The sequence below is a fragment of the Henriciella pelagia genome (assembly GCF_002088945.1).
Lineage (GTDB): Bacteria > Pseudomonadota > Alphaproteobacteria > Caulobacterales > Hyphomonadaceae > Henriciella > Henriciella pelagia.
Genome location: NZ_NCSU01000007.1, coordinates 330,857 through 350,249, shown reverse-complemented (window position 1 = coordinate 350,249; position 19,393 = coordinate 330,857). Strand labels below are relative to the sequence as shown.

Annotated in this window: 26 protein-coding genes; 10 read left to right on the top strand and 16 right to left on the bottom strand. The window is 59.5% G+C overall.

Translation table 11 applies throughout. The features are described from left to right. Positions 1 to 11: 11 nt before the first annotated feature. The 3 genes from B8746_RS04365 to lepA all read right to left on the bottom strand — a co-directional run bounded on the left by B8746_RS04365 (position 12) and on the right by lepA (position 3,497). Positions 12 to 818, bottom strand: coding sequence for an enoyl-CoA hydratase/isomerase family protein (locus B8746_RS04365; RefSeq protein ID WP_084392006.1), 807 nt, complete (start codon positions 816 to 818; stop codon positions 12 to 14). A 181-nt stretch (positions 819 to 999) separates the two neighbouring features. Next, the gene (locus B8746_RS16955; RefSeq protein ID WP_143434522.1) at positions 1,000 to 1,689 is read right to left on the bottom strand and encodes a hypothetical protein; all 690 of its coding nucleotides are present in this window, start codon (positions 1,687 to 1,689) and stop codon (positions 1,000 to 1,002) included. 2 nt (positions 1,690 to 1,691) lie between these two features. Beyond that, positions 1,692 to 3,497 carry a translation elongation factor 4 gene (gene lepA / locus B8746_RS04355; RefSeq protein ID WP_084392004.1) on the bottom strand — a complete coding sequence of 602 codons (1,806 nt, stop codon included), beginning with the start codon at positions 3,495 to 3,497 and terminating at the stop codon, positions 1,692 to 1,694. A 116-nt stretch (positions 3,498 to 3,613) separates the two neighbouring features. Here lepA and B8746_RS04350 point away from each other — a divergent pair, with 116 nt between their 5' ends. Genes B8746_RS04350 through B8746_RS04340 form a run of 3 tightly spaced genes read left to right on the top strand, consistent with a single transcriptional unit; the run spans position 3,614 to position 5,342 of the window. After that, positions 3,614 to 3,805: a type II toxin-antitoxin system VapB family antitoxin gene (locus B8746_RS04350; protein ID WP_084392003.1), complete on the top strand. Its 192-nt coding sequence runs from the start codon at positions 3,614 to 3,616 to the stop codon at positions 3,803 to 3,805. Beyond that, a complete protein-coding gene (gene vapC, locus B8746_RS04345) occupies positions 3,806 to 4,210 on the top strand; it encodes a type II toxin-antitoxin system VapC family toxin (protein WP_084392002.1) in 405 nt (134 codons plus the stop codon). 19 nt (positions 4,211 to 4,229) lie between these two features. Next, positions 4,230 to 5,342 (top strand): aromatic ring-hydroxylating oxygenase subunit alpha, encoded by a 1,113-nt coding sequence (locus B8746_RS04340; RefSeq protein ID WP_084392001.1) that lies wholly within the window; start codon positions 4,230 to 4,232, stop codon positions 5,340 to 5,342. Between the two features lie 15 nt (positions 5,343 to 5,357). On the opposite strand, the gene B8746_RS04335 is transcribed toward B8746_RS04340, so the two are convergent. The 3 genes from B8746_RS04335 to B8746_RS04325 are packed head-to-tail and all read right to left on the bottom strand — an operon-like array spanning position 5,358 to position 7,045. Continuing rightward, a complete protein-coding gene (locus B8746_RS04335) occupies positions 5,358 to 5,570 on the bottom strand; it encodes a DUF4287 domain-containing protein (RefSeq protein ID WP_084392000.1) in 213 nt (70 codons plus the stop codon). A gap of 42 nt (positions 5,571 to 5,612) precedes the next feature. Next, positions 5,613 to 6,329 (bottom strand): DUF1428 domain-containing protein, encoded by a 717-nt coding sequence (locus B8746_RS04330; protein ID WP_084391999.1) that lies wholly within the window; start codon positions 6,327 to 6,329, stop codon positions 5,613 to 5,615. Between the two features lie 35 nt (positions 6,330 to 6,364). Beyond that, entirely contained in the window at positions 6,365 to 7,045 is a 681-nt protein-coding gene (locus tag B8746_RS04325) for a glutathione S-transferase family protein (protein ID WP_084391998.1), read from the bottom strand. A 69-nt stretch (positions 7,046 to 7,114) separates the two neighbouring features. Here B8746_RS04325 and B8746_RS04320 point away from each other — a divergent pair, with 69 nt between their 5' ends. Both B8746_RS04320 and B8746_RS04315 read left to right on the top strand, forming a co-directional pair. Continuing rightward, positions 7,115 to 7,555 (top strand): MarR family winged helix-turn-helix transcriptional regulator, encoded by a 441-nt coding sequence (locus B8746_RS04320; RefSeq protein ID WP_084391997.1) that lies wholly within the window; start codon positions 7,115 to 7,117, stop codon positions 7,553 to 7,555. Between the two features lie 109 nt (positions 7,556 to 7,664). Further along, complete coding sequence (locus B8746_RS04315) at positions 7,665 to 8,294, top strand: MarC family protein (protein ID WP_084391996.1); 630 nt, start codon at positions 7,665 to 7,667, stop codon at positions 8,292 to 8,294. Between the two features lie 15 nt (positions 8,295 to 8,309). Here the strand turns inward: B8746_RS04315 and B8746_RS04310 are convergent, their stop codons facing one another. Beyond that, positions 8,310 to 9,188 carry a 3-hydroxybutyryl-CoA dehydrogenase gene (locus tag B8746_RS04310; RefSeq protein WP_084391995.1) on the bottom strand — a complete coding sequence of 293 codons (879 nt, stop codon included), beginning with the start codon at positions 9,186 to 9,188 and terminating at the stop codon, positions 8,310 to 8,312. Between the two features lie 191 nt (positions 9,189 to 9,379). Between B8746_RS04310 and B8746_RS04305 the strand changes: the two genes are divergently transcribed. Next, positions 9,380 to 9,913: a DUF305 domain-containing protein gene (locus B8746_RS04305; protein ID WP_084391994.1), complete on the top strand. Its 534-nt coding sequence runs from the start codon at positions 9,380 to 9,382 to the stop codon at positions 9,911 to 9,913. Here B8746_RS04305 and B8746_RS04300 read toward each other — a convergent pair. Next, a complete protein-coding gene (locus B8746_RS04300) occupies positions 9,903 to 10,313 on the bottom strand; it encodes a MerR family transcriptional regulator (RefSeq protein WP_084391993.1) in 411 nt (136 codons plus the stop codon). The genes B8746_RS04305 and B8746_RS04300 overlap by 11 nt on opposite strands. 161 nt (positions 10,314 to 10,474) lie before the next feature. Between B8746_RS04300 and B8746_RS04295 the strand changes: the two genes are divergently transcribed. Continuing rightward, complete coding sequence (locus B8746_RS04295; RefSeq protein ID WP_308421850.1) at positions 10,475 to 11,176, top strand: glutaredoxin; 702 nt, start codon at positions 10,475 to 10,477, stop codon at positions 11,174 to 11,176. A 21-nt stretch (positions 11,177 to 11,197) separates the two neighbouring features. After that, on the top strand, positions 11,198 to 11,950 hold the full coding sequence (locus tag B8746_RS04290; protein ID WP_084391991.1) for an SIR2 family NAD-dependent protein deacylase: 753 nt from the start codon (positions 11,198 to 11,200) through the stop codon (positions 11,948 to 11,950). Between the two features lie 58 nt (positions 11,951 to 12,008). Here the strand turns inward: B8746_RS04290 and B8746_RS04285 are convergent, their stop codons facing one another. The 7 genes from B8746_RS04285 to B8746_RS17065 form a co-directional block, all read right to left on the bottom strand. After that, the gene (locus B8746_RS04285; protein WP_084391990.1) at positions 12,009 to 12,938 is read right to left on the bottom strand and encodes an electron transfer flavoprotein subunit alpha/FixB family protein; all 930 of its coding nucleotides are present in this window, start codon (positions 12,936 to 12,938) and stop codon (positions 12,009 to 12,011) included. Beyond that, positions 12,938 to 13,684 (bottom strand): electron transfer flavoprotein subunit beta/FixA family protein, encoded by a 747-nt coding sequence (locus B8746_RS04280; RefSeq protein WP_084391989.1) that lies wholly within the window; start codon positions 13,682 to 13,684, stop codon positions 12,938 to 12,940. The genes B8746_RS04285 and B8746_RS04280 overlap by 1 nt, the downstream gene beginning before the upstream one ends. A gap of 134 nt (positions 13,685 to 13,818) precedes the next feature. After that, positions 13,819 to 14,070, bottom strand: a complete 252-nt coding sequence (locus B8746_RS04275) for a DUF3297 family protein (RefSeq protein WP_084391988.1) — start codon at positions 14,068 to 14,070, stop codon at positions 13,819 to 13,821. Positions 14,071 to 14,133: 63 nt separating this feature from the next. Further along, positions 14,134 to 14,556: a hypothetical protein gene (locus tag B8746_RS04270; RefSeq protein ID WP_084391987.1), complete on the bottom strand. Its 423-nt coding sequence runs from the start codon at positions 14,554 to 14,556 to the stop codon at positions 14,134 to 14,136. 10 nt (positions 14,557 to 14,566) lie between these two features. Then, positions 14,567 to 15,139, bottom strand: coding sequence for a cob(I)yrinic acid a,c-diamide adenosyltransferase (locus B8746_RS04265; RefSeq protein ID WP_084391986.1), 573 nt, complete (start codon positions 15,137 to 15,139; stop codon positions 14,567 to 14,569). 9 nt (positions 15,140 to 15,148) lie between these two features. Continuing rightward, complete coding sequence (locus tag B8746_RS04260) at positions 15,149 to 15,352, bottom strand: twin transmembrane helix small protein (RefSeq protein ID WP_084391985.1); 204 nt, start codon at positions 15,350 to 15,352, stop codon at positions 15,149 to 15,151. Between the two features lie 456 nt (positions 15,353 to 15,808). Then, complete coding sequence (locus B8746_RS17065) at positions 15,809 to 16,123, bottom strand: hypothetical protein (protein ID WP_158084532.1); 315 nt, start codon at positions 16,121 to 16,123, stop codon at positions 15,809 to 15,811. A 268-nt stretch (positions 16,124 to 16,391) separates the two neighbouring features. Between B8746_RS17065 and rpoH the strand changes: the two genes are divergently transcribed. After that, positions 16,392 to 17,279 (top strand): RNA polymerase sigma factor RpoH, encoded by an 888-nt coding sequence (rpoH, locus tag B8746_RS04250; protein ID WP_084391984.1) that lies wholly within the window; start codon positions 16,392 to 16,394, stop codon positions 17,277 to 17,279. On the opposite strand, the gene B8746_RS04245 is transcribed toward rpoH, so the two are convergent. Continuing rightward, a complete protein-coding gene (locus tag B8746_RS04245) occupies positions 17,276 to 18,484 on the bottom strand; it encodes a hypothetical protein (protein WP_143434521.1) in 1,209 nt (402 codons plus the stop codon). The genes rpoH and B8746_RS04245 overlap by 4 nt on opposite strands. A gap of 83 nt (positions 18,485 to 18,567) precedes the next feature. Between B8746_RS04245 and B8746_RS04240 the strand changes: the two genes are divergently transcribed. Then, positions 18,568 to 19,362 carry a TrmH family RNA methyltransferase gene (locus B8746_RS04240; RefSeq protein ID WP_084391982.1) on the top strand — a complete coding sequence of 265 codons (795 nt, stop codon included), beginning with the start codon at positions 18,568 to 18,570 and terminating at the stop codon, positions 19,360 to 19,362. Positions 19,363 to 19,393 lie beyond the last annotated feature (31 nt).

Sequence of the window (19,393 nt, the reverse complement as noted above, 5' to 3'; positions counted from 1 at the left end):
AATCTGGCTCCCTAGCGTCCCTTGAAATTGGCCTCGCGCTTTTCGAGAAAGGCGAGCATGCCTTCGCGCGCATCCTCCGACCGCATCAGCGGCAGGAGTTGTAGAAACACATGATGTACATGTTCGGTGAAGGGTTCGGAAAGCCCCATGCGCATCAGGCGTTTAGAGGCCTGTACGGCGAGCGGGGCATTGGACGCGATTTCGATAGCCATGGCGCGCGCCTCCTGCATCAGCGTGTCATGTGGAACGACTTTGGTGCAGAGGCCTTCGGCGAGGCACTCATCGGCCTTTAGCGTGCGGCCTGTGAAGATCAGTTCGCAGGCCTTCTCCCAGCCCAGCATGCGCGGCAGGAACCATGTGCCGCCGCTCTCGGGCAGGATGCCGCGTTTCGTAAACGCCGCCGCCATCTTCGCCTTGTCCGACATGATGCGGATATCGCAGCCGAGCGCTGTGTCCATGCCATAGCCAGCGGCCCCGCCATTGATCGCGCAGATCGTCGGCGTGTCCATATTGAAGAGGATGGTCGGCGGCGTGTTGCGCAGGTCAAGATGCGCCGAGGAGACCGCGCCGGAGCCGATGCCCTCGCCCTTGGTCGCGCTCTCCAGGTTGAGTCCGGCGCAGAAGGCGCGGCCAGCCCCGGTCAGGATGACGCAGCGTACGTCCGGGTCTGCATCGGCTTTGAGAAGCGCTTCGGACAGCCCGTCCAGCATGGGGCCTGAGATGGTGTTCATCCGGTCCGGCGCATTGAGCGTGATGGTCGCGATATGATCGGCGACCTCGTAGAGAATTTCTTCAATATTGGCGGCGGTATCTGGCATGGCATTTCTCCCTGATTTTTGTTGGGGAGAGCGTAGCGGGGGCGGGGCGGCCTGCCTATCGGTGACGTTGGGGCGACCCCACGCCGAGGCTCTTTGCGAGGAGGCAGCTGCCACCTCCGCGACAAGATATCAGCCTGCTCGATGACGGGGCCGTACAAGCATTCCCGCCGGAGTGGCTTGGTTAGGTTTGTCGAAAGTATCTTGTCGCTTCTTCAATCAGGTCTTTTGCGGTGGCATCTGATTTGTGCAGCAGGTTTTCGATTAAAGTCAGTAAGCGCTCAATTTCCTTCCTGGCAAACTCAGCGAAGACATCGTTTGACCAATTGTCATCAGATCCCCCTGAGGCAAGCCAATAATAGCGTGCATAGAAGGAGGGGTGTGCTGCATCGCACAACCATTCATAATCTGGCAGGAATGTGCTGGAGCGCACGAAGTCCATTACGTGAATGGGTTCAGCACTGGTGTGTCCGCCCAATGGCAAAGGGACAGGGGAATTGGTGCCTTTGATTAGTCGTTCAAGACGATCAAAAGCCACTTCATCGCCCGGTTTCTCAGAGAAGCGCTGAACGCATTCCTTCGACAGGAATTCCAACGCGCCGTGGGTTTCGAGGATTGCTCTCGTGAGGATCGCACAAGAGAGAAGGTCGCCTCGGTGCCAACCCGCGATCCAGCTAATTCTCAGGCTGTCGATCGCCCTGAGGGTCCAATGTGCATAAACCGAGCTATGCCAGCGAAAATAGCCTTCACGGTCTAGAGGCTCGGACAATGGCGCAGAAGGCAGATCGCGGATCAGTTCAGACGAAAGCAACCGGTAGTCTTCGATAGCGGCGACTCGCTGGTCAAAACTCTTGAGCGCCGACTTCCAATTCACAGCTAGTCACTATCCATGCGCAGGGCGGCGACGAAGGCTTCCTGCGGGATTTCGACCTTGCCGAACTGGCGCATGCGCTGTTTGCCGGCTTTCTGCTTTTCCAGAAGCTTGCGTTTGCGGGTGGCGTCGCCGCCATAGCATTTTGCCGTGACATCCTTGCGCAGCGCCGAGATGGTTTCGCGGGCGATGACGCGGCCACCAATGGCAGCCTGGATCGGGATCTTGAACATCTGGCGCGGGATGAGATCCTTCAGGCGCTCACACATCTGTCGGCCCCGACCCTCGGCGCGGTCGCGGTGAACCATCATGGAGAGCGCATCGACCGGCTCTTCATTGACCAGGATCGACATCTTCACAAGATCGCCCGGCTTGTGGCCGATAATCTCGTAATCGAAACTCGCATAGCCCTTGGAGATGGATTTCAGGCGGTCATAGAAATCGAAAACGACTTCATTGAGCGGCAACTCGTATTTGCACATGGCCCGACCGCCAACATAGGAGAGCTCCTTCTGGATGCCGCGGCGATCCTGACAAAGTTGCAAAATGGAACCCAGGTATTCGTCCGGCGTGTAGATCGTCGCCGAAATCCACGGTTCGCGGATTTCGGAAATGCGAACGACGTCCGGCATATCTGCCGGATTATGAAGTTCCGTTTCGGAACCATCTGTCATCGTCATTTCATAGACGACCGATGGCGCGGTGGCGATGAGGTCAAGATCGAATTCGCGAGACAGTCTTTCCTGAATGATTTCAAGGTGTAGCAGGCCAAGGAAGCCGCAGCGGAAACCCATGCCGAGCGCGGCGGAGGTTTCCATTTCCCAGGTAAAGCTCGCATCATTGAGTCGCAACTTGGACATGGCCGCGCGCAGATCGTCAAAATCGCCGGCGTCAACGGGGAAGAGTCCGCAGAACACCATCGGCACGACTTCCTTATAGCCCGGAAGCGGAGTGGTGGCCTGATTGCGCTCATCCGTGATCGTGTCGCCGACCGCGGTGTCAGCCACTTCCTTGATCGAAGCGACGAAGAAGCCAACCTCACCGGGTCCCAGCTCTTCGACATCTGTCGGCTTCGGCCCGAAAATGCCGACCTTGTCGATTTCATAGGTCGACTTGGCGCGCATCATGCGGATTTTCTGCTTCTTGCGCATCACGCCATCGACGATGCGCACGATGACGACCACGCCGAGATATGGGTCGTAATAGGCGTCGATGAGCGAGGCTTTCAGCGGTGCATCCGGGTCGCCCTCATGTGGCGGCGGCAGGCGGGTGACGATGGCTTCGAGGACATCCTCGATGCCGATATTGTTCTTGGCCGAGGTCATGATCGCGTCGGAAGCGTCGAGGCCGATAATGTCCTCGATCTGCTCTTTTACACGGTCCGGCTCTGCGGCCGGCAGGTCGATCTTGTTGAGGACCGGGACGATCTCATGGTCCTGCTCAATGGCCTGATAGACATTGGCGAGCGTCTGCGCCTCGACGCCTTGGGACGCATCGACCACCAGAAGTGACCCCTCGCAGGCCGCGAGGCAGCGGCTGACCTCATAGGAGAAGTCGACATGGCCCGGCGTGTCCATCAGGTTCAGGACATAGGTCTCGCCATCCTTGGCGGTGTAATTCAGGCGCACGGTCTGCGCCTTGATCGTGATGCCGCGCTCCTGCTCGATATCCATGGAATCGAGCACCTGTTCGCGCATTTCGCGGTCGGTCAGGCCGCCCGTGACCTGGATCAGCCGGTCAGCGAGGGTGGACTTGCCGTGGTCGATATGCGCCACGATGGAAAAATTGCGGATCTTGTCGCGTGGTGTCATAGGGCGGCATATAGCGGGGCTTGGCCGCTGCGACTAGCGGGGACTTGCTGTCGGACAGATTGTATTCCGCTCTGAGTGTGTATATATTTAAAAAGTATACACATTAAGGGTCGCAAATGCGTACGAATATCGATATTGACGACAAGCTTATGGAAGAGGCGATCCGGCTTGGTGGGTTTTCGACCAAGAAGGAAGCTGTCACGGAAAGCCTGAAGCTCCTGATCCAGTTGAAGCGACAGGACGTGATTAGAGGCCTGAAAGGTAAGCTGGACTGGAGCGGCGATCTTGGTGCGATGCGGGCTGACTAGGTGATTGTTGCCGATTCATCAGTCTGGATCGACTATTTCAACGGGCAGGCAAAAGAGGAGGTCGACCTTCTCGACAGAGCCTTGCTGTCGGCTCCCGTACTGATGGGGGATTTAATTCTTGCAGAGGTGCTACAGGGATTTAGAGCGGACAAGGATTACATGCGGGCGAAAAATGCACTTGCTATCCTGCCCTTCTCCGCACTTGGAGGATACGAAGTCGCGCTCCAGGCTGCTCAGAATTACCGCGATTTACGAAAACGCGGCATTACCGTGCGGAAGACGGTCGATATGATTATTGCAACCTTCTGCATCATAAATGGACACAGGCTGCTGCATACGGACCGAGATTTCGATCCAATGGAGCAGTATCTTGGGCTGAACGTTGTGCGAGCCCTCAACGAATAAGTGGACAAACCTGACCGGCATGCCCGATACGCAGACCCTTATAGACAAGACTGTCGAGACTCAGCCCGGCATCACGCCGGAAGGCTGGCTGACCGATAGCTGGTATCTGGGCTGCACATCGAAAGAGCTGAAGCCCGGCGGGCTGAAGCATGTCATCATGCTGGATCAGCCGATTGTGATCGGGCGAACGGATGCTGGCGAGGCGTTTGCGCTGCGCGATATCTGTCCGCACCGGCTGGTGCCGCTTTCTGCTGGCAAGATGGTGGAGACGGCGGGCGAGCCGACGGTGGAATGCCCCTATCATGGCTGGCGCTTCGGGACCGATGGTGTTTGCCGGCACATGCCAAGCGTGCTGGAAGAACAGCCCTATGAGGCGAGCCGGTTCAAGGTGCGCCGCTATCCGGTGGCCGAGAAGAACGGGCTGATCTTCGTCTTCATCGCGCATGACCCGAAATTCGAAGGCGAGCCGGGTGTGCCCGCGCCCGATTTTGGCGCGCTGCCGGACAAGCCGAAATTTGTCATCCGTGAGGAATTCAACGCGCACATGGATGATGCCGTCGTCGGCCTGATGGATCCGGCGCATGTGGCGTTTGTGCATTCGCAATGGTGGTGGCGCCCGCCGAGCGTCGGCCTGAAACTGAAAGAGAAGCCTTTTGTGCCGCGTGAGCGGGGCTGGGCGATTGACCGCCACCAGCCATCCTCCAATTCGCTCGCCTACAAGGCGGTGTTCGGCGGCAAGGTGACGACAGAGATCATTTTCCAGCTGCCCGGCTATCGCTGGGAGATTGTCGAGAATGACAAGGCGCGGCTTCTGACGCTGACCTGCCTGACGCCGGTCTACAGGAAAAAGACGGTGATCACGCAGGTGACCTGGTTCTCGGGCGCGCCACTGCTCAATCTTGCCATCCCGATCTTCAAGCCGGCGGCGCGAAAGTTCCTTCGTCAGGACGGCGACATTGTCGACCTGCAGAATGAGGGCATGAAGTATCAGAAGGCGATGATCTGGATCGACGATATCGATGTTCAGGCGAAGTGGTACCGCACGCTCAAGAAGGAATGGGCGGCGTCGCGAACCGAAGACCGCCCATTTGAAAATCCGATCCAGCCGGTCACGCTGCGCTGGCGGAGCTGATCGCGCGATCGACGCCTACGAATTTTCTTCGGCGAGCGTATGAGCGACAATCGCGTTAGCATGGCCATGACCCATGCCGTGCTTTTCCTTCAGCATAGTGACCAGTTCCATATGCCTGGCGGGCATGGCCTCAAGCACCAGCGCCTTCCACTCCGATATCTGGCGTCCATACTTCTTTTCGATCGAAGGAAAGTAGGATGCCGGGCCCTTGACTGTATTCTCGTTCATGGGTGCCACCCTCTTTTTTGATTTTGTGGGACAGACATCCGTCTAGCTAAGGTCCACAATCGGTTCGAAGCCGCCAAACACCATGCGCTGGCCGTCGAAGGGCACCTTGGCGTCTGCCATGCGCGGATCGCCCATGATCTTTTCCCAGCCCGCTTCGGAATCGGCCTTGGAGGCCCATTCGATCCAGCCGAACAGGACGGTTTCATCATCCCTGGCCTGCACGGCGCCCTGGAAATCGGTCACTTTCCCTGCTGGCACGTCATTGCCCCAGGCATCCAGCACACGGGTTGCGCCATATTCGGTGAAAATATCGGCCATCTGTTTGGCGAAGGCGGTGAAGTCGGCCTTGTTCGCATTCGGCACGGCAAACAGCGAGCCATTCACATAGCCTGTACCGGCCGGGGCGCCCTTGTCCGAAATCGTGTCGAATCCGCCGAAGATCATGCGCTTGCCATCGAAAGGCATGTCTTTTCCGGCTTCGGCCATACGCGGATCGCTCATCATCTTCTCATTGGCTGCGTCGCGCGCGGCCTTTGAGGGGTATTCGAACCAGGAGAAGACAATCTTCTCGTCCGGCCTGGCTTTTACGGCGCGGCGAAAGTCAGTGACCTTGCCGTCTGGCACATCACTTTCCCAGGTCTCGACCATCCGGCTGACGCCGAATTCCTTGAAGAGCGGGAATGCATCGCTTGCGTGCTTTGTATAGGCGGCCTTGTTGGTCTCCGGAACGGCGGCGACGAAGCCTTCAATATAGGTCATGGGAGGTTTCCTTTGTGGTCAGGGGGCGTGGAGGATCAGGCGGCAAACCCTTCCGGCGCCTTGCCGGTAAAGTCCGCGAACTGGGCATCGATGGCGCGCTGGAAGGCCGGGCGGGCAAGGCAGCGCTTCAGATAGGCGTCGAGCGCGGGCAGGTTGGTCAGTGGCATCTGGCGGTCGACGTCGCGCAGGACAGTGGCCATCATGATGTCAGCGACGGTAAAGCGTCCGATGAGATAGTCCTTGTCGCCCAACGCATCGGAAAGCTGGCCGAGCCGCCGCCGGATAAAATCATGCGCGCTTGGTATGCGCAGCTTCGTCCATTCCTCTTCCGCAAAGACGACATGCAGGAAGAAAAGCTCCAGCGTGTACTGCTCGATGCTGTTGAGCGCCGAAAACAGCCAGCTCTGCGTGGCGGCGCGGCCGCGCGCATCGGTGGGCATCAGGCTCTCGCTCTTTTGTCCAAGATGGAGCAGGATCGCACCGCTCTCGAACAGGTGCACGTCGCCATCGACCAAGGCGGGGACCTGCCCGAAGGGCTGTTCGGCGAGGTACCATTCCGGCTTTTCCTCGGCCGCGTGCACGAGCTTCGTCTTGTAGCCGATACCGGCTTCCTCCATCGCCCACCTGGCCCGGTGATCGCGGACATAGCCCCGCGCCAGCTCAGGCACCCAGCTGAAAGCAAAGAGAGTGATGTCGGCGTTCGGGTCTATTGGCATGGGAGGCTCCGCTGGGCTGCTGGGCCAAGGTTGACGAAAACGTTGATATCAACATATTTGAGCGAGTCAATGGCGAATCAAATTCCATACGAAACAACGATCCATGTCAGGGATCACTGTCTCTGCCTTGCGGCGCAGCGGGCGGCGCGCGCGCTTGCGCGCCGGTTCGACGAAGCGTTTCGGCATCTCGGCATCACCAGCGGCCAGTACTCCCTGCTGATGGCACTCAACAGGCCCGAGCCGCCGCCGCTTGGACCTGTCGCCAGCCTGCTCGCCATGGATCGCACCACCCTGACGGCCAATCTGAAGCCGCTCGAGCGGCGGGGGCTCGTCGAAATGCTCGTCAATCCGGCGGACCGGCGTTCACGGCTTCTGAAGCTGACGGATGCGGGGCGGGCCCTGCTTGCCGAAGCTGTGCCGATCTGGACGAGCGAGCATGCCGCAATCGACGCTGAAATCGCCGATAGCCGGCCCGACCTGTTGCGCCAGGGTCTCAGTCGGCTGGCATAAACAGTCCTGTCGCAATCAAAGCAGATGGCTCCTCTTGTAATGAGGCAGGGTGGGGCGATCTGAGACACATCAACACAATCGAACAAATTTGAGGGGCACGCCGGAGCGGATGAGCCACAATCTACTTGAGCAGTTCATCCTCCTCTGGGTGGTGATCGACCCCATTGGCACGGTCCCGGTCTTCATTGCCGTCACAGCGGGGATGAGCCGGGCGCAGCACGTGAAGACCGCTGTCCAGGCGACGCTGTGGGCGACTTTTGTCCTGCTGCTCTTCCTTGTCGGTGGCCAGTTCCTGATCAATGCACTCGGCATCAGTCTGCCCGCCTTCCAGATCGCAGGCGGCCTCGTGCTGCTGGTTTTCGCGATGACGATGATCTTTGGCGATTCCAAGCCGGAATCGGAAGCGGCTGGCTATGACAAGGCCAAGCGGGATGGCTCGGTGGCCGTTTTTCCGCTCGCCATGCCGTCGCTCGCGTCTCCCGGTGCAATCCTCGCTGTCGTCGTTCTGACCGACAATAACCGGTTCAGCCTGGAACAGCAGGCCGTCACAGCCGGTCTGATGCTGCTGGTGATGATCGCAGCGCTCCTTCTGATGTTGGCCGCCACGCCGATCCTGAAGGTCATCCGCATGAGCGGGGCCGCCCTCGTCAGCCGCATCATGGGCATGATCCTCGCCGCCGTGGCGGTGAACACCGTCATACTCGCCGTGATCGAACTGATCCGGACGACGGAGATCTGATTTGAGGCCGACCGTTTAGCGCGTCGGGACCGGTGCGTCGCCGCGATAGTCGTAGAAGCCGCGCTTGGCCTTGCGGCCTACCCATCCGGCTTCGACATATTTCACCAGGAGCGGGCAGGGGCGGTACTTGGTGTCGGCGAGACCGTCATGCAGGACCTGCATGATGGAGAGGCAGGTGTCGAGGCCGATGAAATCAGCAAGTTCCAGCGGCCCCATCGGGTGGTTCGCGCCGAGCTTCATGGCAGTATCGATGCTCTCGACTGTGCCGACGCCTTCATAGAGCGCGTAGACCGCTTCATTGATCATCGGCACGAGGACGCGGTTCACGATGAAGGCGGGATAGTCTTCGGCATTGGTCGTCGTCTTGCCGAGGCGCTCAGCAAAACCGAGCGCCATTTCATAAGTCTGCTGGTCCGTGGCGAGGCCGCGAATGACTTCCATCAGCTTCATTAGCGGCACAGGGTTCATGAAGTGCAGGCCGATGAACTTTTCCGGGCGGTCCGTCGTGGCAGCAAGGCGCGTGATGGAAATGGAGGAGGTATTGGTCGCGAGGAAGGCGTTCGCTGGAACGGCCGCGCAGACATCCTTGAAGATGGCTTCCTTGATCTCGCGCTTCTCAGTGGCCGCCTCAATCGCAAGATCGACCGCATTGAAAGGCTCAAGCCCGGTTGATGCCTTGATCCTCTTGATCGCCGCCGTCATGGCGTCCGGCGAGATCATGTTGCGCGCAACCTGTCGGGCCATGTTGGCCTCGATAGTCTCCAGGCCCTTGCCAAGCGCTTCATCTGAAATGTCGTTCAGTTTGACGTCATAGCCAGCCAGTGCGCAGACATGCGCAATGCCATTGCCCATCTGCCCTGCGCCGATGACGCCAATTGTTTCGATCTTGCCCAAATGATTCCTCCGTCAGAGGCAAAGCCCAGTGCCTTCTAGACTGATTGTGCGGCGCGTCAAAGATCAAGACCTGTCAGCATGTGTGTGCAAATTCGGGAGGGGTTTGTGGCGCTGGGGGCACAGGGTGGCTGGAACATGGGGCCTTCAGTCCAGTTGTGTGGATATGGAAACACACACACGGGAGCTGTTTGATGGACCACAATGACGGCAAATCCTATGTTCGCTTTGGTGCCATGATCGGCACGTCAATGCTGGTCATGTTCGGTCTGATGTATCTCAATACATATGCGCTAGACCATGTGCGATGGAGTGAGACCCGCTTCTATATGACATTCATCATGGGCGCCGCGATGGCGATCGTGATGCTGTCCTTCATGCTTGGCATGTATCGGAATGCGAGGGTCAATGTTGCAATATTTGCCGCAAGCGCAGTGGTTTTCGCGCTGGCGCTCTTTCTTGTGCGCAGCCAGGCCACCGTTTCAGACCGGTCCTATATGAAGGCGATGATCCCGCACCACTCCATCGCGATCATGACGTCCGAGCGCGCCAATATCGAAGATGTCAGGGTGCGCGAACTGGCCGATGAGATCATTCGGGCCCAGCGACGCGAGATCAAGGAGATGAACTGGCTGATCAATGATATTGCCCAAAATGGCAAAGCGACGAGCAAGGCAGATGCAGAAGCCCGCCCGGTGCCGAAATTCGAGGGCCAGCTTAATCCTTAGGCTCAAAGGCTGTCAGGATCGGGCACGGGCCCCGGTCCGATTCTGAACACGCCCGCTCAAGCCGGGATAGCGCGTCGCGCGCATCCTGCAGCTGGCGGATGCGGTCGTCGATACTGGCGATCTGAGCGCGAGCCAGTTGCCGCGCGCGGACGCGGTCGTGCGATGCGTCGAGTTCGATAAGCTCGCCGATCTGCTTCAGCGTGAAACCGGCTGCCTGACTGGTCCGGATGAAGCGCAGCGTTCGCAGGTGCCGGGCGTCATAGCGGCGGGTCTTGCGCCCGATCATATCGTCGGCCTGCGATTGCGGCGTCTCCAGCAGGCCGGTGCGCTGGTAATAGCGCACCGTTTCGACGCCGACGCCGGCCGCCTTTGCCAGTTCACCGATTGTCAGCTCATTCATCCTTGACTCCGTACCATGGTACGGAACCTATCTAGGATGCAGCTGTAACTCAATGAAGAGACGGAGTTGTAAAAATGCCTGATACGCAAACGAAGACCAAGGAGCCAACTGGACCTGCAAGCGCTGCGACCGGGAGGGCCAGAAAGGCCGTGCTCTACCGCATGGTCATGGACAAGCATATCTGTCCGTTCGGGCTGAAGTCACGAGACCTGTTGAAGCGGAAAGGCTTTGAGGTCGAAGACCATCACCTCACCACGCGTGAGGAGACTGATGCCTTCAAGGCAAAACACGATGTGAAAACGACGCCGCAGACCTTCATCGATGGTAAGCGGATCGGCGGCTACACCGATCTCAAGGCGCATTTCGGCGAGCCATTGCCGGATCCGGACAAGAAGACCTACACGCCCGTTCTTGCAATCTTCGCCATGGGCGCGCTCATGGCGCTCGCAGCGAGTTGGGCGGCCTTTGGCAGCGTGCTGACCATGAGGGCTTTTGAGTGGTTCATCGCCATTTCGATGTGTCTGCTCGCGGTGCAGAAATTGCGCGACCTCAGAAGCTTTTCGAACCAGTTTCTCGGCTATGACCTGCTGGCCCAGAAATGGGTGCGCTATTCCTATGTCTATCCATTTGCAGAGGCGCTGGCGGGCGTGCTGATGATTGCAGGAGCCCTGATATGGCTTGCCTCGCCTGTCGCGATCTTTATCGGCACGGTGGGGGCCGTCTCCGTGTTCAAGGCGGTCTATATCGACAAACGTGACCTCAAATGCGCCTGCGTGGGCGGAAACTCGAACGTGCCGCTCGGTTTCATCTCGCTGACGGAAAATCTCATGATGATCTTCATGGGTCTCTGGATGCTGTTCTAAGGCTGGGATAGTCTCGCGCTCATGAACCATGCAAAACAACTCGCCGACCTCATCAGGGCGGCTGACCGCGTGCTGGTCTTTACCGGCGCAGGTATTTCCACTGAAAGCGGCATTCCGGACTTTCGCTCGCCCGGCGGCGTCTGGTCGAAGATGCAGCCGATCTATTTCCAGGACTTCGTGGCCTCCCGAGAAAAGCGCCGCGAGGCGTGGACGCGCGTCTTCAACAAGTCGGCTGGCTGGGTCGGTGCGAGCCCGAATGACGGCCACCGCGCCATCGCAAAACTGGTCGAAATGGGGAAGGTGACCGCTGTGGTCACGCAGAATGTCGACAATCTGCATCAGGATGGCGGCGTGCCGGATGACAAGGTCATCGAGATCCACGGCAATGCGTCCTACGCCAAATGCCTGGATTGCGGCATGCGCCATGAACTGGAAGAGCTGCGAGCGCCGTGGGAAGCGGATGAGGAGATTGTCTGCGTCAATTGTGCCGGCCTGCTCAAGACGGCGACGATTTCCTTCGGTCAGGCCATGCCCGAAGACAAGATGGAGCGGGCAACCGCCGAGGCCGAGGCGAGCGATCTCTGCATTGTGCTTGGTTCGTCGCTTGTGGTGTATCCGGCGGCGGGCATTCCGGTGATGGCGGTGCGAGCAGGCTCGCGCCTCGTCATCGTCAATCGCGAACCCACCGACCTCGACCCGTATGCACACCTTGTCCTCAACACCGAAATCGGACCGTTGATGAACGAGGTGATGGAAGCTCTGGAGACCGCCTGATCAAAAAAGCCCCGGGCCTTGCGGTCCGGGGCTTTTGGTTTCGGATTCAGGCAAAGACCTAGAGCGCTTCGGTCAGCTCCGGCACGGCCGTGAACAGGTCTGCAACCAGACCATAATCGGCCACCTGGAAGATCGGGGCTTCTTCGTCCTTGTTGATCGCGACGATGATCTTGGAGTCCTTCATGCCAGCAAGGTGCTGGATGGCGCCCGAGATGCCAATGGCGATGTAAAGTTCCGGCGCAACGATCTTGCCGGTCTGGCCAACCTGATAGTCGTTCGGCGCATAGCCAGCGTCGACAGCAGCGCGCGAGGCGCCGATACCGGCATTCAGCTTGTCGGCGAGCGGGATCATCAGGCGGTCGAACTCTTCCTTCGAGCCGAGCGCGCGGCCGCCGGACACGATGGTCTTGGCGGAGGTGAGTTCCGGACGGTCCGACTGGACGATCTTTTCTTCGACGAAGGCCGATTTGAACGGACCAGCTGGCGCGTCGACGGTCTCGACGGAAGCAGAACCACCTTCGCCTGCGGCATCGAAGGCCGTGCCGCGAACGGTGACAACTTTCTTCGCATCTGAGGATTTGACCGTCATCATCGCGTTACCGGCATAGATCGGGCGCTCAAACGTATCAGTGCCTTCAATGCCGGTAATGTCGGAGATCTGCATGACGTCGAGCTTGGCCGCAATGCGCGGCGTGACATTCTTGCCCATCGTGGTGGCAGGCGAGAACAGGGCGTCATAACCGCTCATCAGCGGAACGATCAGGGCTTCCATGGCTTCGGCGAGCTGCTTTTCATAAGCATCGCCTTCGGCATGGAGGACCTTGCGCACACCGTCGATCTTCGCGGCGGCAGCGGCAACATCGCCTGCACCCTTGCCGGCGACGAGGATGTCAATGTCCCCGCCAAATGCCTTGGCGGCGGTCACTGTCTTGTGCGTGGCGTCAGACAGGGCGGAATTGTCGTGGTCTGCAAGTACGAGAACAGCCATTAGATTGCTCCCTTCGCTTTGAGTTTGGAAACGAGCGTGGCGACATCTTCGACTTTCTCGCCAGCTTCACGAACCGGTGGCTCAGTCACTTTCACAACGCTAAGGCGCGGGGCTGTATCGACGCCGTAATCGCCAGGAGCTTTCTCGTCGATCGGCTTTTTCTTGGCCTTCATGATGTTCGGCAGCGACGCATAGCGCGGCTCGTTGAGGCGCAGGTCCGTCGTCACAATTGCCGGAGTCTGAAGTTCGAGTGTCTGCAGGCCGCCATCGATTTCGCGGGTGACTTTCGCCTTGCCGTCTTCGAGGACGACTTCCGAGGCGAACGTGCCTTGTGGCCAGTCGAGCAGGGCAGCGAGCATCTGGCCGGTCTGGTTGCTGTCATCGTCAATTGCCTGCTTGCCAAGGATAACGAGATCCGGGCTTTCGGCTTCGACAACGCCTTTAAGTATTTTCGCCACGGCGAGTGGCTCGACCGTGTCGTCGGTCTTGATCAGGATGCCGCGATCAGCGCCCATGGCGAGCGCGGTGCGCAGGGTTTCCTGGGCTTGCTGTGGTCCGATGGAAACAACGACCACTTCCTCTGCCGCGCCCTTTTCCTTCAGGCGGACGGCCTCTTCGACGGAAATCTCGTCGAATGGGTTCATGGACATTTTGACATTGGCGAGGTCAACGCCCGACTGGTCGGATTTGACCCGGACTTTGACGTTATAATCGATCACCCGTTTCACGGGGACGAGCACCTTCATGGGCTGGCTCCTTATACATTGATCCTGAAATCTGGTGGAGAACTAGAAGAGGCGGACGTAACAATCAAGCTTAACGCTAACGTAAGGGTCAATTCGTCGCGATACTTCGCTATCGTGACATATCGCCAAGTCTCCTAGGCCTGGTTGTCAGTGTCCTCGAACCACACTTCGACCGGGCCTTTCAGCGTCAGTGTCAGCGGTTGGCCCTTCCGGTCGACCGCCTTGCCGGCGACGATGCGGATCCAGCCTTCCGACAGGCAGTATTCGACAACATTGGTGCGTTCCTGCCCCTTGAAGCGGACACCGACGCCGCGCGAGATCAGCGCTTCGTCATAATGGGGGCTGCGAGGGTCAAGGCTCAGGCGGTCAGGGGGTGTATCACTCATGGGGCCATGCTTTGCCCCGAGAGCGGTCAACACTCAAGCCCCTCAAGTGCCCGGCAGGCAGTTTCAGGCCACCGACTGGCGCCGATAGACCGATTTGTTGGCCGGGGCTGAACCGTCCGGCAGGTAAACCACCTGCACGATCCGCATTGTGTCATCATCGATCAGGGTGCGGGTGGCGTGCATCAGGGGCTGCCCCTTCATGCTGGCGCTGGAGTTCAGTTCGCTGCGGCTTTCCGCCGTGATGGTGAGGCTGTCGACGAGATCGCCGCCATTGAATGGCTTTGCCTCGCCGTCTGGCGTTCCGCGAAACGAGGCCTCATGGGGCGTCCCGGCCTGGTCGGTCCAGGCCATGTCGAAGATGAGATCATCGCCATCCTCGCGGATGACATAGGTGCCTGTCTTCGGTGGATCGCCCTGCTTGTAGTCGCAGGAGGCCGGGTCCAGCTCCCAGTGCCCAATGAAGCGCCGATAGAGTTTTTCAGACATGCGGCGTCTCCTACCGGTTTGCGCCGGGCACCCATTTTACGTCCTTGCTACCGTTCTCATTGGCCGCGCGGGCCGCGACAAACAGCCAGTCGGACAGGCGGTTAATGTAGGACAGGGCGTGCGCGCTGACGGTTTCGCCTTCGGTGGCGGCCAGCTGGGCGACGTCGCGCTCTGCGCGCCGGCATATGGTGCGCGCGACGTGCAGCTGCGCCGCAAGGGCAGAGCCACCGGGCAGGATAAAGCTGTCGAGCGGGGCGATGTGCTCGTTCATCGCGTCGATCTCGCTTTCGAGCCGCTCGGTCTGTGCTTTCACGATACGAAGCGGCTCCCAGGCCAGCTCCTTGCCGCGGTCCGGAGTTGCGAGGTCTGCGCCCAGATCGAACAGATCATTCTGGATGCGGTGGATGGCACTCGCCATGTCACCCTTTGCCTCGAGCGCCGCAACACCAAGTGCGGCGTTCACTTCATCGACGCTGCCATAGGCTGTGACGCGGATATCCCACTTGTCGACAGGTTCACCCGTGGCGAGCCGGGTTTTGCCCTTGTCGCCGCTGCGTGTGTAGATTTTGTCGAGTTTGACCATGGTTCAAGACTAGTTGAAGGCACCCACCACGAAGCCGAGACCGCAAAGCAGTGCAATGGCGATAGCCTGGACCAGGACGCGCATGCGCATCAGCTTGTTGGAACGGCTCGCCTGGTTCCCGTCGGTGCGGGTCAGGTTGACGAGGCCCATCACCAGCACCACGACGACAACTGCAAGCGCGATATAGAACCCGATAGTGAGAATGTTGGCCATTGAGGTCTGGCTCCTGATCTGCTCGTCAACATGTAGGTCGCCTGGCCCGCGAAGTCATCCTCGTATGCCTGTGCCGCCTCGACGCAGGCGGGAGTGAAGTATTCAGGCGAGGTAACAAACATTTCACTTCTGGGCTCATTGAAGAACACACGTGAAAGGCGTATTTTGTTTTTTGTCGGAGCAAGCGTGCCCCGACGATTGAGGGACACAAGATTTGTCCCGCATGCAAAGGCAAACGCGATGAAATCGCAATCTGTCAAACCGTCAACGAAACCGGCTGCCAAGCCCGTTGCAAAGCCAGGCAAACCATCGATCCCCGGTAAGCCAAAGGCGAAGTAATTCAGCAGGCTGGCGCCTGAAAGGCCCGGATGCCGCCCCCGCATCCGGGTCTTTAACTTGCGCAGTGAGCAATATTCGTCCCGGACGCTCGAGTAATGACCGGAATAAGCTCGATTTTTATTTAATTGCGAAATTTGAAATCTCAGGCACGATTCCAGCGTCCGTACCGATTCGGTGCGGCGACCCTTTGGTATAGTCCGCTCTAACAGAATCGGGATCAGGACATGACGACCACTGCCAAGAAAGCTGCGGCAAAAAGCCGGCAGCGAAAACACCAGCCGCCAAAGCCAAACCAGCCGCAGCGAAGAAACCTGCGACGGTGAAGGCTGCTGCTGCCAAGAAACCAGCGGCCAGCAAACCCGTTGCCGCGAAGAAAGCCGCCCCGGCCAAGAAGCCCGCTGCGAAGAAGCCTGCGGTGAAAAAACCGGTCAAGAAAAAGGCGGCCTGATTAAAGGGCTGCTATTCGACAGATCGCCCGCCCATTCGCATTCCGGATGGTGCGGGCAATCTTTCTTTCCAAAAATCCCCCGTCTGGCCTTTATATTGCCGTCATCTGCCCCATTTATGCGAGTGCGTGATAAGATGAATGCGCAAACAGGGGAAAGACGCTGCCGCTAAGCGGGGCTAATAGGCTTTCTCCATAACCGATACGGAACCGATGCCCGTTTCAGGGGTCAGTGATGTAGATTGGAGAGAAAACATGGCGATCAAGACGTCCGTCGCTTTGAGCCCGGAACAGGGGCTCAGCAGATACCTGACAGAAATCCGCAAATTCCCGATGCTCGAAAAGGAGCAGGAATTCATGCTGGCCAAACGCTGGCAGGAGCATGAAGACACTGAAGCTGCAGAGCAGATGGTGACGTCTCACCTGCGCCTCGTCGCCAAGATTGCAATGGGATATCGCGGCTACGGCCTGCCGATGGCCGAAGTGATTTCTGAAGGCAATGTCGGCCTGATGCAGGCCGTCAAGAAATTCGACCCGGACAAGGGTTTCCGCCTCGCAACCTATGCGATGTGGTGGATCCGCGCGGCCATCCAGGAGTATATCCTGCGCAGCTGGAGCCTCGTGAAGCTCGGCACCACGGCCGCACAGAAGAAGCTCTTCTTCAACCTTCGCCGCATCAAGGGTGAGATCAATGCGCTCGACACGGGCGATCTCAACCCTGAGCAGGTCAAGCACATCGCCGAACAGCTCAACGTCCCTGAAAAGGACGTGCGCAGCATGAATGGCCGGATGAGCGGCTCTGACGCGTCGCTGAACGCGCCGATGGGTACGGAAGGCGACATGGAGTGGCAGGACTGGCTCGCAGATGATGAGCCGGGCCAGGCCGAGACCTTCGCCAATCGCCAGGAGTTCGACAGCCGCATGGAGCTTCTCCAGGAAGCGATGGCGGACCTGTCCGAACGTGAGCAGCATATCCTGCAGGAGCGCCGCCTGACTGACGAGCCGAAGACACTCGAAGAGCTGTCAGAGGTCTATAATGTCAGCCGTGAACGCATCCGCCAGATCGAGGTGCGCGCCTTCGAGAAAATCCAGAAGGCGATGAAGCGTATGGCGAAAGAGCAGGGCCTGCCGGTTTCAAGCTAGATTGAGACCCTGGTCTCGTGGGGCTCCGGATCCTCGGCCGGCGGGTCGAGGAACTCCGGTGGCTTCACGCCCATGATCACGGCCGCAATCAGAGAGGCGACAGCCACGGTGAACACGGCCACGGCGACAAGTCCGCCGCCGACGCCGAGCGTGCGCGTCAGATAGTTCACGATCTCCTCATAGCGGAACACGCCAATCGCGGCGGCGATGGCGCCTGCTGATTTCAGTGCCGTTTCGATATGGCTCGGATAGGTGCGCAGGTGGAAAAAGATGAGCAGCATGGCCCAGACGCCGAAGCCAAGCGCGAAGAGCGGTGCGGTGACGCGGTAGGCATTGGACACGCCGTCCCCGGTCAGCAACGCCGACGTGGAGAGGTAGGCCGCGTTCATCAGCGGCCAGAGCAGGACGAGCGCGCCGCCAGCGGCCAGCGGGAAGGAGACCTGCTGCACCGCCTTGCCGTAAAGCTCGGTCAGCGGCTTCCTCAGCCAGACCAGCAGGATGCCGATGAAGAGCAGCGTCAGCAGGAAGACCATCTTGAAGGGCAGGACGATGCGGTGGACGCGGGCAAGCAGGGACGGGCTCGCGGCCTGCAAGGTGTTCACATGCGTGCGGAAATCGGTCCTGGCCCGGCAGCAGGCCGCCACTGATGTGACCGTCCCGGTTGGAAAGCAGAGCTTTTCCTGGTCGGCGGCAATGCCGTAGCGCAGCCAGTCGGCCTCGCAGCGCGACTGGAAGGACTGCAGGCCGCCATCAATATCGGCCATGATATGAAGTTGCAGGAGCGCTTCGCCGATCGATGCGCGGCGCGCAGCAGCATCTTCGCTTTCGCGGCTTTCATCGGCATGGATCGCGACAGGCGACACTTCGAAAATCGACCGCGTGTTCGAGGCCGCGAAGGCCGATGAAAGAAGGAAGGCGAGGCCAGCAATCACGCCAGCCACCAGGGCGAGCGTCATCCAGCCGCGTTTGATCTTCCCTGTCCCGAGGGAATCGGCGAGCAGGACCGCCGGCCGCCAGAAGGCGATCAGCGCGAGCAGGCCTGCAATGGGAAAGAACAGGAAATTGTGCGCGAACAGGGTCGCCATCGGAATGGCCAGGCCCTGCGGGCTGAATTCATGGAACAGCACACCGATCTCGGCGAGAAAGGCCAGATAGAGCACGGCAAAGAAGCTCGTTACCGCAATGCGCGATCCGATATGTGTCATCGTCCCGGTCCCACCCATTGTCCCTCTGATGAGGCGTGATGGCAGACCCTAGCGCGAAAAGGCAGACCGGGGAATAAGGGGGCATGGACCTGATTCCCGTCAAGGACGCCGACGATCCCCGGCTCGCCCCCTATGTCTCGATCCGCGAGCGTGACCTGACCGGGCGCGCGGACGGCCGGTTCATCGTGGAGGGCAAGGTGACGCTCGCCATCCTGGCGGAACGGTCACGATTCAAAGTGGAAAGCGTGTTCATTGGTGAGAGCCGGGTTGAACCGCTGCAGGGCGTTCTCTCGCAATTGCCGAAGGGCGCGCCAGTCTATGTCGCGCCACAGCCGGTCATGGACGCAGTTGCCGGATTTCCGATCCACAGGGGCGTCCTCGCCTGCGCACATAAAGGCGCGCCGCTGACGCTCGACCAGTTTGCCGGGTGCGAGACACTGCTCGTGCTCAACGACATCTCGAACCACGACAATGTCGGCGCAGCGTTTCGCAATGCGGCCGCATTCGGGGCGGGCGGTGTCCTGCTCGACGAGAAGAGCTGTGACCCGCTCTATCGCAAATCCATCCGCGTCTCGGCAGGCAGTGCCCTCTGGCTGCCCTTCCATCATGGCGGCACGGGCGAGACGCATATCCGCTTCTTGCAGGCTGCGGGCTTCGATGTCTGGGCCATGACGCCCGCAGCCGGGGCGCAGGCTGTTGCATCCGTGCCGGTTTCAGGCAAGACAGCGATCCTGCTTGGCGCGGAAGGTCCGGGGCTTCCGCAATCCTTAATCGATCAGTGCCGCCCGGTCCGGATCCCAATGGCGACGGGCTTCGATAGCGTTAACGTTGCGACGGCAGGCGCGATCGCGTTGTCGCGGCTTTTCGCGTCCCGCTAGCTGCCGCCGACTCGAGCGTTACGGGAACAGA